A 15,983-nucleotide genomic window follows, 5' to 3' on the forward strand; every position below is an offset into this window, starting at 1 on the left:
CCGTCAGGGCGCGGTCACGGCGCCGTGACGTGGTCGATCAATTCCTCGACCCGCCCCAGCAGCTCCGGCCGCAGGTCCTTGTAGGAGTGGACCGCGGACAGGATCCGCTGCCACGCCGCGCCCGTGTTCTCCGGCCAGCCCAGCGCCCGGCAGACGCCCGTCTTCCAGTCCTGGCCGCGCGGCACCGACGGCCAGGCGGGAATGCCGAGCGAGGACGGCTTCACGGCCTCCCACACGTCGATGAAGGGGTGCCCGACGACCAGGACGTTCTCGTCGGTGATCTGCTCGGCGATACGGGACTCCTTGGACCCGGCCACCAGATGGTCCACCAGGACGCCGAGCCGGGCGTCCGGGCCGGGGGAGAAGTCGCGGACGATGGCGGGCAGGTCGTCGACGCCCGCCAGGTACTCCACGACGACGCCCTCGATGCGCAGGTCGTCGCCCCAGACCCGCTCCACCAGCTCCGCGTCGTGGCGGCCCTCCACGTAGATGCGCCCGGCGCGGGCGACCCGTGCGCGGGCGCCCGGGACGGCGACCGAGCCGGAGGCCGTGCGCCGCGGCGCGCCGGGGGCCGTCGCGCGCGGGCGTACGAGGGTGACGACGCGGCCCTCCAGGAGGAAGCCGCGCGGCTCCATGGGGAAGACACGATGCTTGCCGAAGCGGTCCTCCAGAGTGACCGTCGGCCCCTGAGCGGTCTTCTCACAGCGGATCACGGCACCACAGAACCCCGTGGTGACCTCCTCGACCACCAGATCCGGGTCGGCGGGGACCTCGGGGGCGGGCTGCTGCCGCTTCCAGGGCGGGGTCAGATCCGAGTCGTACTGTCGGCTGTGCATCCGGATGACGATAGCGCGGCGCCTCAGCGTGACACGCCGAAGCGCGCGGCCAGTTCGTCGCGTTGGTCACGTACGAACGCCGCGTCCACGACCGACCCGTGGCCGGGGACGTACCGCGCGTCCTCGCCGCCGAGGGCGAGCAGCCGGTCGAGGGCGGCGGGCCAGTGGGAGGGGATCGCGTCGGGTCCGGCCTGCGGCGGGCCCGACTCCTCGACCAGATCGCCGCAGAACACCACCTCCGGCCGGCCCGGCACCAGAACGGCCAGGTCGTGGGCGGTGTGCCCGGGGCCCACGTTCGCCAGCAGCACGGACCGGCCGCCCAGGTCGAGGGTGATCTCCCCGGAGACCGCGTGATGCGGCGGTACGAGGTGATCGACGGCCTCGGCGGCGGCACCGGGGGCCACCCCGTGCCGTACCGCGTCCTCGCGCAGCACCTCCCGGTCGCGGCGCAGCAGGGCGTCCAGACCGGTGGCCCCGTACGTCGCGCAGCCCGCGAAGGCGGCCGTGCCCAGCACATGGTCGAAATGCGGGTGGGTGAGCGCGATCCGGGTCGGCCGGCGGCCGGTCAGCCGGGTGATCTCGGCGCGCACCGCCGCGCCCTCGCGCAGCGTCGAGCCGGTGTCCACCACGAGGACGTCCGTACGGCCGACGATCACGCCGACCGTGCAGTCCCAGTCAGGCAGGCGGCGGCGGGCGACATCGGGCGCGAGCTGTTCCCACCCTGCCTCTTCCCAACACGTCTTCATACCGAGACGCTAGCTCCAACAGCGATAGCGTGACGTGTGGCCGGGGCACCGGCGGGGGGCGGCTCTTGCCGTGGCCACCGCACCCCGCCGTACACTGGCTGAGGGGTTCTGGCACTCGTGACCATTGAGTGCCAGACGGACGACCTGATGACACGGCTGGACTGGAGGTGCGCGGGGTGCTCAGCGAACGCAGACTCGAGGTGCTGCGTGCCATTGTCCAGGACTATGTGGGCACCGAGGAGCCGGTCGGCTCCAAGGCGCTCACCGAGCGGCACCGGCTGGGGGTCTCCCCGGCCACGGTGCGCAACGACATGGCCGCGCTGGAGGACGAGGGCTTCATCGCCCAGCCGCACACCAGCGCCGGGCGCATCCCCACGGACAAGGGCTACCGGCTCTTCGTGGACAAGCTGGCCGGAGTGAAGCCGCTGTCCACCCCGGAGCGGCGCGCCATCCAGAACTTCCTGGACGGCGCCGTCGACCTCGACGACGTGGTGGGGCGCACCGTCCGGCTGCTGGCGCAGCTGACCCGGCAGGTCGCGGTGGTGCAGTATCCGTCGCTGACCCGTTCGACGGTGCGCCATGTGGAGCTGCTGCCGCTGGCCACGGCCCGGGTGATGCTGGTGCTGATCACCGACACCGGGCGGGTCGAGCAGCGCGTGGTGGACTGCCCGGCTCCGATCAGCGACGACTCGCTGGCGGATCTGCGGGCCCGGCTCAACAGCCGGGTGGTGGGGCGGCGGTTCGCGGATGTGCCGCAATTGGTGCAGGATCTTCCGGAGTCCTTCGAGCAGGAGGACCGGGGGACGGTCTCGACCGTGCTGGCGACGTTGCTCGAAACGCTTGTCGAGGAGACCGAAGAGCGGCTGATGATCGGCGGCACCGCGAACCTCACGCGTTTCGTGCATGATTTCCCCCTGACGATCCGGCCCGTGCTGGAGGCACTTGAGGAGCAGGTCGTCCTCCTCAAGCTGCTCGGCGAGGCCAAAGACTCGGGTATGACCGTGCGCATCGGGCATGAGAATGCTCACGAGGGGCTGAATTCCACCTCGGTCGTCGCGGTCGGCTACGGTTCGGGCGACGAGGCCGTCGCCAAACTCGGCGTGGTCGGACCGACCCGCATGGACTACCCCGGAACGATGGGAGCGGTACGCGCAGTGGCACGTTACGTCGGACAGATCCTGGCGGAGTCGTAAGTGGCGACGGACTACTACGCAGTCCTGGGCGTGCAGCGCGATGCCTCGCAGGACGAGATCAAGAAGGCATTCCGCCGGCTCGCACGCGAGCTGCACCCGGATGTGAACCCGGATCCGAAGACCCAGGAGCGGTTCAAGGAGATCAACGCCGCTTACGAGGTCTTGTCGGACCCGCAGAAGAAGCAGGTCTACGACCTGGGCGGGGACCCGTCGGGTTCGGCCGCGGGCGGCGGCGCCGGTGGGTTCGGCGCGGGCTTCGGCAACTTCTCCGACATCATGGACGCCTTCTTCGGCACCGCCTCGCAGCGCGGCCCGCGGTCCCGGACGCGGCGCGGCCAGGACGCCATGATCCGCCTCGATGTCGAGCTGAACGAGGCCGCGTTCGGCACCACCAAGGACATCCAGGTCGACACCGCCGTGGTGTGCACGACCTGTAGCGGTGAGGGCGCGGCGCCGGGCACCTCGGCGCAGACCTGCGACATGTGCCGCGGCCGCGGTGAGGTCTCGCAGGTGACGCGGTCCTTCCTCGGCCAGGTCATGACCTCGCGGCCGTGCCCGCAGTGCCAGGGCTTCGGCACCGTGGTGCCGACCCCGTGCCCGGAGTGCGCGGGCGACGGCCGGATCCGCTCGCGCCGCACGCTGACCGTGAAGATCCCGGCCGGTGTGGACAACGGCACCCGCATCCAGCTCGCGGGCGAGGGCGAGGTCGGCCCGGGCGGCGGCCCGGCGGGCGACCTGTACGTGGAGATCCACGAGGTGCCGCACCCGGTCTTCCAGCGGCGCGGCGACGACATGCACTGCACGGTGACGATCCCGATGACCGCCGCGGCCCTCGGCACCAAGGTGCCGCTGGAGACGCTGGACGGCATGGAGGAGATCGACATCCGGCCCGGCACCCAGTCCGGCCAGTCGGTCCCGCTGCACCAGCGCGGCGTCACCCATCTGCGCGGCGGCGGCCGGGGCGATCTGATCGTGCACGTCGAGGTGACGACGCCGACCAAGCTCGACCCGGAGCAGGAGGAGCTGCTGCGGCGGCTGTCCAAGCTGCGCGGCGAGGAGCGGCCGACAGGGGAATTCAAGCCGGGGCAGCAGGGGCTGTTCTCGCGCCTGAAGGACGCGTTCAACGGACGCTAGGCGTCGTCGCGCGACGCCTTCGGTGGCGTTGATCCGGTGACGGATCGCCGCGGGGGACATGGCACCATGTGGCCATGTCCTCCGCGCTGACCGGTCTCGCCCGGTACCCGATCGTGCAGGCTCCGATGGCGGGCGGGGCTTCCTGCCCGCAGCTCGCCGCCGCCGTCTGCGAGGCCGGGGGCCTCGGCTTCCTCGCCGCCGGTTACAAGACGCCGGAGGCGATGCACGAGGAGATCAAGCAGCTGCGCGGGCTGACCGGCTGCCCCTTCGGCGTCAACCTGTTCATGCCGCAGTCGCCCGGCGATGCGGCCGCCGTCGCGGTCTACGCCGACCGCCTCGCGGGCGAGGCGTCCCGCTACCGGACCGCGCTCGGGGACCCCGAGTCCGGCTCGGACGACGCGTACGACGCCAAGCTGGCGATCCTGCTGAACGACCCGGTCCCCGTGGTCTCGTTCACCTTCGGCTGTCCCACCCGCACCGTGCTGGAGGCCTTCGCCCGGGTGGGCACCCGGACCGTCGTCACCGTGACCTCACCCGTCGAGGCGGAGACCGCCCAGTGGGCGGGCGCCGACGCCGTCTGCGTCCAGGGCGTGGAGGCCGGTGGCCACCAGGGCGGCTTCCGCAACGACCCGGCCGACGACGCCCCCGGCGCCGTGCTCGGGCTGCTGTCGCTGGTCGCGCTGGTGCGCGAGACGGTGCGGATCCCGATCATCGCGGCGGGCGGGCTGATGCGCGGTTCGCAGATCGCCGCGGTGCTGGCGGCGGGCGCGGCCGCGGGGCAGCTGGGCACCGCGTTCCTGGTCTGCCCCGAGTCGGGGGCGAACGCCCTGCACAAGGGGGCCATCACCGACCCGCGGTTCGACCGGACCGAGCTGACCCGGGCCTTCTCCGGCCGCCCGGCGCGCGGCCTGGTCAACCGGTTCATCCGCGACCACGGCCCGTACGCCCCGGCCGCCTACCCCCAGCTGCACCACCTCACCTCCGGGCTCCGCAAGGCGGCGGCCAAGGAGGGCGATCAGCAGGCGATGGCGCTGTGGGCCGGACAGGGACACCGGCTGGCGCGCGACCTGCCCGCCGCGCGGCTGGTGGAGACCCTGGCCGCCGAACTGGACGCGGCGGGGGCCACGCACGGGCTCCAGGGCCCGCGAGGCGTGGTGTCGTGACCGCCCCCGTGTTCGTGGCCGACTCCCTTGCGGGAGCGGCCACAGGGGCCCGTATCGCGCTCGACGGCCCCGAGGGACGGCACGCGGTGTCGGTGAAGCGCCTGCGGGCCGGTGAGGCCGTGATCCTCACGGACGGCGCCGGTACGGGCGTCTCGGGCACCGTGGCGGCCGTCGAGGGCAAGGACCGGCTGCTGGTCGAGGTCGACGGCGTACGCCACGAGGCGGCGCCGAACCCGCGGATCACCGTCGTCCAGGCGCTGCCCAAGGGCGACCGCGGCGAGCTGGCCGTGGAGACCATGACCGAGACGGGCGTCGACGCGATCGTCCCGTGGGCGGCCGCCCGCTGCATCACCCAATGGAAGGGCGAGCGCGGGCAGAAGGCGCTCGGCAAGTGGCGGTCGACCGCGCGCGAGGCGGGCAAGCAGTCCCGTCGGCTGACCTTCCCGGAGGTCGCGGACGCGATGACGACCAAGGAGGTTGCTCGATTTCTCGCCGATGCCGACCTCGCGGCCGTGCTCCACGAGGAGGGCAGCGACCCCCTGGCCACGGCCCGACTGCCCCACGAGGGCCACATCGTGCTCGTCGTTGGCCCCGAAGGGGGCGTCTCGCCCGAGGAGTTGGCGGCCTTCGCCGCGGCGGGCGCACGACCCTACCGGCTGGGCCCGAGCGTCCTGCGCACCTCCACGGCCGGAACGGCCGCCGCCGCACTGCTGTTGGGGCGCACCGGCCGCTGGGGCTAGGGGGCGCCACGTGGCCGACGATGGTCTTCCGGTTCGCCGCGCGCGATGGGAACCTGTCCCCTATGGGGGTATTGAGCCATCATGTGCGGCACAGGCGGCCGCTGCTGGCGGCCGTGGCCGCGGTGGCCGCGGCCGTCGCGGCCACGGGGTGTGAGCCGAGGGACGGCGGGGTCACCGCGATCGCCGTATCGATCACCACGGACAAGGTCGGCACCTCCGCCCTGGAGCGGGGCGGCGTCGGGGTGCGCTGGCTGACCTGCAACGCGGACCTCAAGACCCGCCCCACCGCCGGGGCCTCGGCTTCCGGCACCGGTGACTCGGGCACCACGGACGCCACCGTGAACTGCCGCGGCAGGACCGAGGACGACAAGGCCATCGGCATCGGCGGCAGGGTGACCTATGTGCGCAAGAACCACTGCGTACGCGGCGATCTGACCGGCAAGATCGCGGGAGCCAAGGTGTTCGAGGCCAACGTCATCGGCGAGTGCGACGGCGGCGACGACACCGGGAGCCCCACGCCGGCCCGCACCCACCCCCCGGACGGGGCCACCCCCACCCACCCCTGGGACCGGAGGACCACCGCACCCGGCAAATAGGGCCCGCATAAGCTGTGGGCCATGCCGGACGAGTCACCGCTGATCCAGAGCCTCCGTGCGGCCGTCGCCGCCGCCCCGGACGACGTACCCCTGCGGCTGCACCTGGCCGGGCTGTTGCTGGAGGGCGGGCACGGGCAGGACGCGATATCCCAGATCGCGGCGGCCCTTCAGCGCGACCCCGGGAACGCCGAAGCGCAGGCCCTGATGGCGCGCGCCGTCACGGCCCCGGCCCCGCCCGCCCCCGCCCCGGCGGACCCGCGCGTTCCCGCCCCGGCGGCCCCGCCCGCGCCGCCGCGAGGCGCCCCCGGCCCCGCGTCCGGACGCGGTTCCTCCGGACGCGGTTCCTACGACTGGCGGCGGGCCGAGGGCGAGTTGGCGGACGTCGTCCCCCCACGCTTCGTCGAGACGCCGGAAACCCCTGACGCACCCGAACCGCACCAGCCGCTGGCCGCCGACGGCTCCGACGACCCCGGGGAGACCTCCGCGTGGGAGGTGGAGCGCACCGGCGTGCGCCTGGCCGACATCGGCGGCATGGACGAGGTCAAACAGCGCCTGGACGCCGCCTTCCTCGCCCCCATGCGCAACCCCGAGCTGCGCAAGCTGTACGGCAAGAGCCTGCGCGGCGGGCTGCTGATGTACGGGCCGCCCGGCTGCGGCAAGACGTACATCGCGCGCGCCGTGGCCGGGGAACTGGGCGCCCACTTCATGTCGGTCAGCATCAGCGACGTGCTCGACATGTGGATCGGGAACTCCGAACGGAACATGCGCGAGCTGTTCCAGACCGCCCGCCGCAGCGCCCCCTGCGTGCTCTTCCTGGACGAGCTGGACGCCCTGGGCGCCAAGCGCAGCCAGCTCCGCCACAGCGGGCTGCGCACCACCGTCAACCAGCTGCTGGCCGAGCTGGACGGGGTCGACGCGGACGCCAACGAGGGGCTGTTCGTGCTGGCCGCCACCAACCACCCCTGGGACGTGGACGGCGCGCTGCGCCGCCCCGGCCGCCTCGACCGCACCCTGCTGGTGCTGCCGCCCGACCAGCCCGCGCGTGAGGCGATCCTCCGCCACCACCTGCAGGACCGCCCGATCGCGGGCGTCGACGTGCGCAAGCTGGCCAAGCGGACCGACGGCTTCTCCGGCGCGGACCTGAAGTACCTGTGCGAGACGGCGGCCGAGCGGGCGCTGATGGACTCCGTACGGACCGGACAGGTCCGGATGATCGGCCAGGACGATCTGATGGCCGCGCTGGGGCAGGTGCGGCCCTCGACCCGCCCGTGGTTCGACACCGCGCGCAACGTGGCCCAGTTCGCCAACGAGGGCGGTACGTACGACGATCTGCTGGCCTATCTCAAGCAGAAGCGCATGCTGTGACCCCCCCAACGGGGACAGGGACGACGGGGACAGGAACGGGGGACGTACATGAGCGAGACCGGCACCGAGCACCCGCTGACGGCCCAGGCGGCCGCGCTGATCGAACTCGAACGGTTCGATCAGGCCAGGGAGCTGCTGGCCCGCCGTCTGGCCACCGATCCGGACGACGTCCGGGCCTGGGTGCGGATGGCCGCGTGCCACAACAGCACCAGGGACTTCGAGGACGCCCTGCGCGCCACCGAGGAGGCCCTGCGCCGCGCCCCCGAGGACTTCAGCGCGCACCGGTTCCGCTCGTTCGCCCTGCGCCGCCTCGGCCGCTCGGACGAGTCGGTCGCCGCCGCCCGCGAGGCGATCCGCGTCATCCCGGATCACTGGATGGGGTACGTGGCGCTCTCCGAGGCGCTCATCTACCCGGCCGACCGCTGGCCGCAGTCGTACGAGGCGGCGGTGACCGCGGTGCGGCTCGGCCCGGAGGAGACCTCGACGCACCGCGCCCTGTGGAAGGCCGCCCTGGCCATGGGACGGCACGATGTGTGCGAACAGGCGGTGCGCGAGGTGCTGCGCCTCGACCCGTCCAACGCCTGGGCGCTGCAGGAGCTGGCCACCCGCAAGGCGGCCGCGAAGGAGGCCAAGCTTCCGGAGGTCGCCGAGGGGTACGCCCAGGCGCTGGCCGCCGCCCCGGGCGACCAGGGGCTGCGCAAGGGGCTTGAGGGGACGCTGTTCAGGATGTTGCGCGGCACCCGCTGGCTCGCCCTGCTGTGCCTGCTGATCGCCGTACTGGCCGCACGGGTCTTCCCCACCGGGGACGATCCGTCCGCGCTGCCCGCGCCCCTCGGGACCAGGCTCTACGCGCTCGCCGTGATGGGCGTCGTCTGGGCGCTGGGCGCCTGGCGCGCGTACCGCAAGCTGCCGCAGGGCGCCAAGCTGGGCGTCCGGTCGCTGGTGCGGCGGGAGTTCTGGGCGAAGGTCTCGCTGTACGAGGCGGTGTGGTGCACGGTGTGCGCGGTGCTGATCGTGACCGTCCCGTGGACGGACCGGGTGTTCCTCCAGGTGCTCACGCACGCGGGCTGGGTGCCGCCCTTGATCACCATCTGGTTCGAGCGGGCCGCCCTGCGGGAGGCCCGGTAGCATCCCGTCCGAAAGCCTTGATGATCCGTAAGTGCCGATGATCCAGCCGACGATCCGTGAGGAGCCATTCGTGGCGGGAGAACCGCAGGCCGACTGCCTGTTCTGCAAGATTGTCTCGGGGGAGGTGCCGGCGACCGTCGTCCGTGAGACGGACACCACCGTCGCCTTCCGCGATATCAACCCCCAGGCCCCGACGCATGTCCTGGTGATCCCCAAGGCGCACTATCCGGACGCCGCGTCCCTGGCGGCCGCCGAGCCGCGGATCGCCGCGGACATACTGTGCGAGGCGAGCGCGGTCGCCGCCGACGAGAAGATCGACGGCACCGGATTCCGGGTGGTGTTCAACACGGGCTCGGGCGCCGGTCAGACCGTCTTCCACGCGCATGCCCACGTCCTGGGCGGCCGCGGCCTCAACTGGCCCCCCGGGTAGTCCCGTTGTCCGCGCGCGAACTGGTCGTCCTCGGCACCGCGAGCCAGGTGCCGACCCGGCACCGCAACCACAACGGCTATCTGCTGCGCTGGGACGGCGAGGGCGTGCTGTTCGACCCCGGCGAGGGTACGCAGCGGCAGATGCTGCGGGCCGGGGTCGCCGCCCATGACATCAACCGGATCTGCGTCACCCACTTCCATGGGGACCACTCGCTGGGGCTCGCCGGAGTCATCCAGCGGATCAACCTCGACCGGGTCCCCCATCCGGTGACCGCGCACTACCCGGCGAGCGGACAGCGCTTCTTCGACCGGCTGCGGTACGCCACGGCCTACCGCGAGACGGTGCGGCTGACCGAGCGGCCGGTCAGCGGTGACGGCGAGGTGATCGCCCGTACCCCCGCGTACGCCCTGGAGGCGGTCCGGCTCTCGCACCCGGTCGAGTCCTACGGCTATCGCCTCGTCGAGCCCGACGGCCGCCGGATGCTGCCGGAGCGGCTCGCGGCGCACGGGGTGCGCGGGCCCGAGGTCGGCAGGCTCCAGCGGGAGGGCGCGTTTCTGCGGGACGGGCGCACGGTCACGCTGGAGGAGGTCAGCGAGGTCCGGCGCGGCCAGCGGTTCGCGTTCATCATGGACACCCGGCTGTGCGAGGGGGCGGAGCGGCTGGCGGAGGGCTGCGATCTGCTGGTGATCGAGTCGACGTTCCTGGACGAGGACGAGCCGCTGGCCACCGAGCACGGCCATCTGACGGCCGGGCAGGCGGCCCGGATCGCGGCCGGGGCAGGCGTACGCCACCTGGTGCTCACGCACTTCTCGCAGCGCTACGGCGACCCGGCCGAGTTCGAGCGCCAGGCGCGGGCGGCGGGCTTCGAGGGGGAGCTGACCGTAGCCCAGGACCTGATGAGCGTGGCCGTGCCGAAGCGGCGCTAGCGCCGTCATCCCGCCGCGGGGCGGGTGCCATCGGGCACACTGGCCGCATCCGTCCCGGCAGCCGCGACCGAACCGGACAGCGGCACAGGACAGAACGGCGACGCAGAACGGCAGCAACGGAACAGAACGGACCTACCTGGGAGCACACGGTGACGACACACGACGTTGACCAGCCATCGCCCTGCCGCCCCCTGCTCGATCCCCTGGCGGCCGTCCGCGACCCCGGCGACCCGGGCTGTGACGTCTATCTCACCGGCACCGTCTTCCTCGACATCATCTTCACCGGCCTGGACTCCGCGCCCGTCCGCGGCACCGAGTCCTGGGCCCGTGGCATGGGGTCCAGCCCCGGCGGCGTCGCCAACATGGCCACCGCGCTGGCCCGGCTGGGGCTGCGCACCTCGCTCGCCGCCGCCTTCGGCGACGACCACTACGGCGACTACTGCCGGGACGCGCTGGAGCGCGGCGAGGGCATCGATCTGTCGCTGTCCCGCACCATCCCCGGCTGGCACTCCCCGGTGACCGTCTCCATGGCGTACGAGGGGGAGCGCACGATGGTCAGCCACGGCCACGAGGCGCCGCCGCCCGAGGAGCCCGCGCCCAGTTGCCCGCCCCCGGCCCGGGCCGCCATCGCCTCCCTCGTGCCCGGCCGCCGGGAGGAGTGGGTCGCCGAGGCCGCCCGGCACGGCAGCCGGATCTTCGCGGACGTCGGCTGGGACGACACCGGCCGCTGGGACCCGGCGGACCTCGCCGACCTGGAGCACTGCGAGGCGTTCCTGCCCAACGCGGCCGAGGCGATGTCCTACACCCGCACCGACTGCCCGCGCGCCGCCGCCCGCGCGCTCGCCGACCGGGTGCCGCTCGCCGTGGTCACGCTCGGCTCGGAGGGGGCGTACGCGGTGGACGGCCGCACCGGCGAGACCGCCGAGGTGCCCGCGATCGCCGTGGAGGCCCTGGACCCGACCGGCGCCGGGGACGTGTTCGTCGCGGGATTCGTCACCGGCACCCTCGCCGAGTGGCCGCTCGCCGACCGGCTCGCGTTCGCCGGGCTGACCGCCGCGCTGTCCGTCCAGGAGTTCGGCGGCTCGCTCTCCGCGCCCGGCTGGTGCGAGATCGGCGCCTGGTGGCAGCACGCCCGCTCCTACGACGACCAGGCCCCGAGCGCGCTGCGCCGCTACGTCTTCCTCGACCGTCTGCTGCCCACCGCCGCCCGCCCGAGCCTCCTGCGCCGGGCGGTCCCCACGATCGGCTTCCGCCGGGCGTGAACACCCCTGCCCCGTACCAGGCGCGCAAGCGATCGGGGCCCGGTGTGATGAAGGGAAGGGAGCAAAAGCACTCGGGTGTTGTCGGTGGCCCGTCGTACCCTGGTATCTCAAGGTTGTCGAGCAGCGAGAACCCTTGTCGCAGGAGGTAGGAGCAGGCCGCAGAGCCGAGCCCATGACGCAACCAACCACAGCACCGCAGGCGCATGCGCAGTTCACGGTCCCGACCAAGCATCCGATGGTCATGGTCCTGGGGTCCGGTGACTCGCTGCTGCGTGTGATCGAAAAGGCGTTCCCGTCGACCGATATCCATGTCCGGGGCAACGAAGTCAGCGCGACCGGGGACCCTGAGGAAGTCGCCCTGGTCCAGCGTCTGTTCGATGAGATGATGCTGGTGCTCCGCACCGGTCAACCGATGACGGAGGACGCGGTGGAGCGCTCCATCTCCATGCTGCGCGCAGCCGAGAACGGCGAGGGCGAGGCGGCCGAGACGCCCGCCGAGGTGCTCACGCAGAACATCCTCTCCAACCGCGGCCGCACCATCCGCCCCAAGACGCTCAACCAGAAGCGCTATGTCGACGCGATAGACAAGCACACCGTTGTCTTCGGCATCGGCCCCGCCGGTACCGGCAAGACCTACCTCGCCATGGCCAAGGCGGTCCAGGCCCTGCAGTCCAAGCAGGTCAACCGGATCATCCTGACCCGGCCCGCGGTCGAGGCGGGGGAGCGGCTCGGCTTCCTCCCGGGCACGCTCTACGAGAAGATCGACCCGTATCTGCGGCCCCTGTACGACGCGCTGCACGACATGCTCGACCCCGACTCCATCCCGCGCCTGATGGCCGCGGGCACGATCGAGGTCGCCCCGCTGGCGTACATGCGCGGCCGGACGCTCAACGACGCGTTCATCATCCTCGACGAGGCCCAGAACACGAACCCCGAGCAGATGAAGATGTTCCTCACCCGGCTCGGCTTCGACTCGAAGATCGTGATCACGGGTGACGTCACCCAGGTCGACCTCCCGGGCGGGACCAAGAGCGGTCTGCGCCAGGTGCGGGAGATCCTGGACGGCGTCGAAGACGTCCACTTCTCCCTGCTCACCAGCAAGGACGTGGTCCGGCACAAGCTGGTCGGCCGCATCGTCGACGCGTACGAGCAGTACGACAGCCGCAACGGGCGGTGACCCTCCCCGAGCAGACCGAGCAGACCCGAGCACTCCGAGAACCCCGAGAAAAGACGAACCACCCCATGGCGATCGACGTCAACAACGAATCCGGTACGGACATCGACGAGCGCGCGATCCTGGACGTCGCCCGCTACGCCCTGGCCCGGATGCGAATCCACCCGCTCTCCGAGCTGTCGCTGATCGTCGTCGACGCCGACGCCATGGAGCAGCTCCACATCCAGTGGATGGACCTGCCGGGGCCGACCGATGTCATGTCCTTCCCGATGGACGAGCTGCGGCCGCCCGTCAAGGACGACGAGGAGCCCCCGCAGGGCCTCCTCGGTGACATCGTGCTCTGCCCCGACGTGGCCAAGAAGCAGGGGGAGGAGGCGCCGACCGGGCACTCCATGGACGAGGAGCTGCAACTGCTCACCGTCCACGGCGTCCTCCACCTCCTCGGCTACGACCACGAGGAGCCGGACGAGCGCGCCGAGATGTTCGGCCTCCAGGCGGCGATCATCGACGGCTGGCGGGCCGAGTACGGTCTGACCGGGCCCTCCCCGGCCCCCACCACACGATGAACGGGCAGCTCCTCACGGCGGCGGTCCTGCTGGTGGTGGTCGCCTGGCTGGCGGCCTGCGCCGAGGCGGGCCTCGCCCGCACCACCCGGTTCCGCGCCGAGGAAGCGGTGCGCAACGGGCGGCGGGGCAGCGCCAAGCTGATGCTGGTCGCCGAGGACCCCACCCGCTACCTCAACGTGGCGCTGCTGGTGCGCGTCGCCTGCGAGGTGGCGGCGGGGGCCGTCGTCACGTTCGCCTGTGTGCACGCGTTCCCGGAGACCTGGAAGGCACTGACCGTCGCGATCGGCGTGATGGTCCTGGTGTCGTACGTGGCGGTCGGTGTCTCACCGCGCACCATCGGCGCCCAGCATCCGCTCAACACCGCGACCGTCGCCGCCTATGTGCTGATCCCGCTGGCCCGGATCATGGGCCCCATCCCGCCGCTGCTGATCCTCCTCGGCAACGCGCTCACGCCCGGAAAGGGCTTCCGGAAGGGCCCGTTCGCCTCCGAGGCCGAGCTGCGCGCGCTGGTCGACCTCGCCGAGCAGGAGTCGCTGATCGAGGACGACGAGCGGCGCATGGTGCACTCCGTCTTCGAGCTGGGCGACACCCTGGTGCGCGAGGTGATGGTGCCGCGCACCGATCTGGTGGCCATCGAGCGCTTCAAGACCATCCGGCAGGCGCTCACCCTCGCGCTGCGCTCCGGCTTCTCCCGGATCCCGGTCACCGGGGAGAACGAGGACGACATCGTCGGGATCGTCTATCTGAAGGACCTGGTCCGCAAGACGCACATCAACCGGGAGTCCGAGTCCGAGCTGGTCTCCACCGCCATGCGGCCCGCCGCCTTCGTCCCCGACACCAAGAACGCGGGCGACCTGCTGCGCGAGATGCAGCAGGAGCGCAACCATGTGGCCGTGGTGATCGACGAGTACGGCGGCACGGCCGGAATCGTCACCATCGAGGACATCCTCGAGGAGATCGTCGGCGAGATCACCGACGAGTACGACCGCGAACTGCCGCCCGTCGAGGACCTCGGCGACGGCACCCACCGGGTCACCGCCCGGCTCGGCCTCGGTGACCTCGGCGAGCTGTACGGCACGGCCCTGGAGGACGAGGACGTCGAGACGGTGGGCGGGCTGCTCGCCAAGTCGCTGGGCCGCGTGCCGATCGCGGGCGCCACGGCCCAGGTCGACATCCCCGAGGGCGGCACCGACCCGGCCCTGAAGGCGCTGCGGCTGACCGCCGAATCCCCGGCGGGCCGCCGCAACCGCATCGTGACGGTGCTGGTGGAGCCGGTGCGGGAGACGGCGGCGGCCGAGTCGTAGGGCCCCCGGGGACGAGGGGGAGGCGTCCGGGGGCGCGGGGGCGGCCCGTATCACGCCCGCGCGGGGCGGCGCACGGAAGCGCGGGGGCGCGCTGCGCCATACGGATGCATTCCCCCTCTGCGGTCTGGCCCATCTGCCGTAGGCACCGGCTTACTTGCAGATACCGACCGGTGGGCCGCCCATACCCCTGTCGGGGGACAGCCGGCTTGTCGTTCCGACGTAGGCAGGTCGGCCGTATGGGCACCCCCGGACAGAGGCCGTGGCTCCGCGCGGCGTACACGCCGCGCGGAGCCGGGCGGCTCACCTCCCCCTGAGAACAGGAAGGGCGGCCGTCTCCATGTCCACCACCACGGTGACTTCCACACCAAATCCCTCCATCTTCGGCCAATCCGTCACCTACACCGCCACCGTCACCGGCATCACCGCCGGCACCGCTCCGTTCGGTGACGTGACCTTCGTCATCACCGGCGGACCGACCATCGGCCCCGTGACGCTCACTCCCACCGGGCCCGACTCCGGCACGGCCAGCGTGACCGACTCGTCGCTCGCCGTCGGCTCCCATGTGGTCACGGCGAACTTCGTCAACGCCACCGACCCGCTGGACAATTCGTCCGGCACGACCATCCAGCAGGTCAACCAGGCGGCGACCATCACCACCGTCACCTTCACCCCGCCGGCGCCCGTCTGTGGAGAGACCGTGACGCTGACCGCCAACGTGGCGGCGGTGCCCCCGGGCAGCGGCACACCCACCGGTACGGTCACCTTCATCATCAGCGCGGACGGGCCCACGGTGACCGGGACCCTCGACGCCTCCGGGAACGCCTCCGTCACCGTCCCCGCCCTGAGCGTGGGCACTCACCAGGTCGCCGTGTTCTACAACGGCGACACCAACTTCGCCGCGTCCAACTCGCCCTTGACGCCGCTCACCATCAACCCGGCGTCCTCGACCACGACCGTCACGGTGTCCCCCGCCGCGCCGGTGTGCGGTGAGCCGGTGACGATCTGCGCCCAGGTGGCGACCGTGGCACCCGGCACCTGTACGCCGACCGGTACGGTGACGTTCGTGGTCGCGGGCGGTCCGACGCTGACCGGGACGCTCGACGCGAGCGGCCAGGCGTGCGTGACGACCAGTGCCATCCCGGTGGGGACGCACACCGTCACGGCCACCTACGGGGGCAACACCAACGTCGTGGGCTCGACGGGCACAGGAACGGTCACGGTCGGCCAGGGAACGTCGACCACGACCGTCACGGTGTCCCCCGCCACGTCGGTGTGCGGTGAGTCGGTGACCCTGTGCGCGCAGGTGACGACCGGAGCGCCCAGCACCTGTACGCCGACCGGTACGGTGACGTTCGTGGTCGCGGGCGGTCCGACGCTGACCGGGACGCTCGACGCGAGCGGCCAGGCGTGCGTGACGACC

General features: G+C 72.2%; 16 protein-coding genes. 14 read left to right on the forward strand and 2 right to left on the reverse strand.

Going from position 1 to position 15,983, the window contains the following annotated elements:
- Positions 1-14: 14 nt before the first annotated feature.
- Both ACFZCY_RS33230 and ACFZCY_RS33235 read right to left on the reverse strand, forming a co-directional pair.
- Entirely contained in the window at positions 15-836 is an 822-nt protein-coding gene (locus ACFZCY_RS33230; RefSeq protein WP_391181644.1) for a DUF3097 family protein, read from the reverse strand.
- Positions 837-859: 23 nt separating this feature from the next.
- On the reverse strand, positions 860-1,582 hold the full coding sequence (locus ACFZCY_RS33235; RefSeq protein WP_391181646.1) for an MBL fold metallo-hydrolase: 723 nt from the start codon (positions 1,580-1,582) through the stop codon (positions 860-862).
- A gap of 176 nt (positions 1,583-1,758) precedes the next feature.
- Here ACFZCY_RS33235 and hrcA point away from each other — a divergent pair, with 176 nt between their 5' ends.
- The 14 genes from hrcA to ACFZCY_RS33305 form a co-directional block, all read left to right on the forward strand.
- Positions 1,759-2,775, forward strand: coding sequence for a heat-inducible transcriptional repressor HrcA (gene hrcA, locus ACFZCY_RS33240; protein ID WP_361481184.1), 1,017 nt, complete (start codon positions 1,759-1,761; stop codon positions 2,773-2,775).
- Positions 2,776-3,909 (forward strand): molecular chaperone DnaJ, encoded by a 1,134-nt coding sequence (gene dnaJ, locus ACFZCY_RS33245; RefSeq protein ID WP_391181651.1) that lies wholly within the window; start codon positions 2,776-2,778, stop codon positions 3,907-3,909.
- A gap of 74 nt (positions 3,910-3,983) precedes the next feature.
- Positions 3,984-5,072: a nitronate monooxygenase gene (locus ACFZCY_RS33250; protein WP_391181654.1), complete on the forward strand. Its 1,089-nt coding sequence runs from the start codon at positions 3,984-3,986 to the stop codon at positions 5,070-5,072.
- Positions 5,069-5,812 (forward strand): 16S rRNA (uracil(1498)-N(3))-methyltransferase, encoded by a 744-nt coding sequence (locus ACFZCY_RS33255; RefSeq protein ID WP_391181657.1) that lies wholly within the window; start codon positions 5,069-5,071, stop codon positions 5,810-5,812. The genes ACFZCY_RS33250 and ACFZCY_RS33255 overlap by 4 nt, the downstream gene beginning before the upstream one ends.
- Before the next feature lie 83 nt (positions 5,813-5,895).
- A complete protein-coding gene (locus ACFZCY_RS33260; RefSeq protein WP_391181660.1) occupies positions 5,896-6,408 on the forward strand; it encodes a hypothetical protein in 513 nt (170 codons plus the stop codon).
- 21 nt (positions 6,409-6,429) lie between these two features.
- Positions 6,430-7,773 (forward strand): tetratricopeptide repeat protein, encoded by a 1,344-nt coding sequence (locus ACFZCY_RS33265; protein ID WP_391181663.1) that lies wholly within the window; start codon positions 6,430-6,432, stop codon positions 7,771-7,773.
- A 48-nt stretch (positions 7,774-7,821) separates the two neighbouring features.
- Positions 7,822-8,901, forward strand: coding sequence for a tetratricopeptide repeat protein (locus ACFZCY_RS33270; protein WP_391181667.1), 1,080 nt, complete (start codon positions 7,822-7,824; stop codon positions 8,899-8,901).
- A gap of 70 nt (positions 8,902-8,971) precedes the next feature.
- Complete coding sequence (locus tag ACFZCY_RS33275; protein ID WP_391181668.1) at positions 8,972-9,331, forward strand: HIT domain-containing protein; 360 nt, start codon at positions 8,972-8,974, stop codon at positions 9,329-9,331.
- Positions 9,332-9,336: 5 nt separating this feature from the next.
- Positions 9,337-10,257: a ribonuclease Z gene (locus ACFZCY_RS33280; RefSeq protein WP_391181671.1), complete on the forward strand. Its 921-nt coding sequence runs from the start codon at positions 9,337-9,339 to the stop codon at positions 10,255-10,257.
- A gap of 149 nt (positions 10,258-10,406) precedes the next feature.
- Positions 10,407-11,519, forward strand: a complete 1,113-nt coding sequence (locus ACFZCY_RS33285) for a PfkB family carbohydrate kinase (protein ID WP_391181673.1) — start codon at positions 10,407-10,409, stop codon at positions 11,517-11,519.
- Between the two features lie 172 nt (positions 11,520-11,691).
- Positions 11,692-12,696 (forward strand): PhoH family protein, encoded by a 1,005-nt coding sequence (locus tag ACFZCY_RS33290; protein ID WP_391181676.1) that lies wholly within the window; start codon positions 11,692-11,694, stop codon positions 12,694-12,696.
- A gap of 65 nt (positions 12,697-12,761) precedes the next feature.
- Entirely contained in the window at positions 12,762-13,259 is a 498-nt protein-coding gene (ybeY, locus tag ACFZCY_RS33295) for an rRNA maturation RNase YbeY (RefSeq protein ID WP_055553014.1), read from the forward strand.
- On the forward strand, positions 13,256-14,563 hold the full coding sequence (locus tag ACFZCY_RS33300) for a hemolysin family protein (RefSeq protein ID WP_361481153.1): 1,308 nt from the start codon (positions 13,256-13,258) through the stop codon (positions 14,561-14,563). Before ybeY ends, ACFZCY_RS33300 begins: the two co-directional genes overlap by 4 nt.
- A gap of 337 nt (positions 14,564-14,900) precedes the next feature.
- Positions 14,901-15,983 (forward strand): Ig-like domain repeat protein (locus tag ACFZCY_RS33305; RefSeq protein WP_391181690.1); only part of this gene is annotated, 1,083 nt, incomplete at its 3' end.

The sequence above is a fragment of the Streptomyces sp. NPDC007983 genome, from assembly GCF_042958345.1.
In the GTDB taxonomy this organism is placed as follows: Bacteria; Actinomycetota; Actinomycetes; order Streptomycetales; family Streptomycetaceae; genus Streptomyces.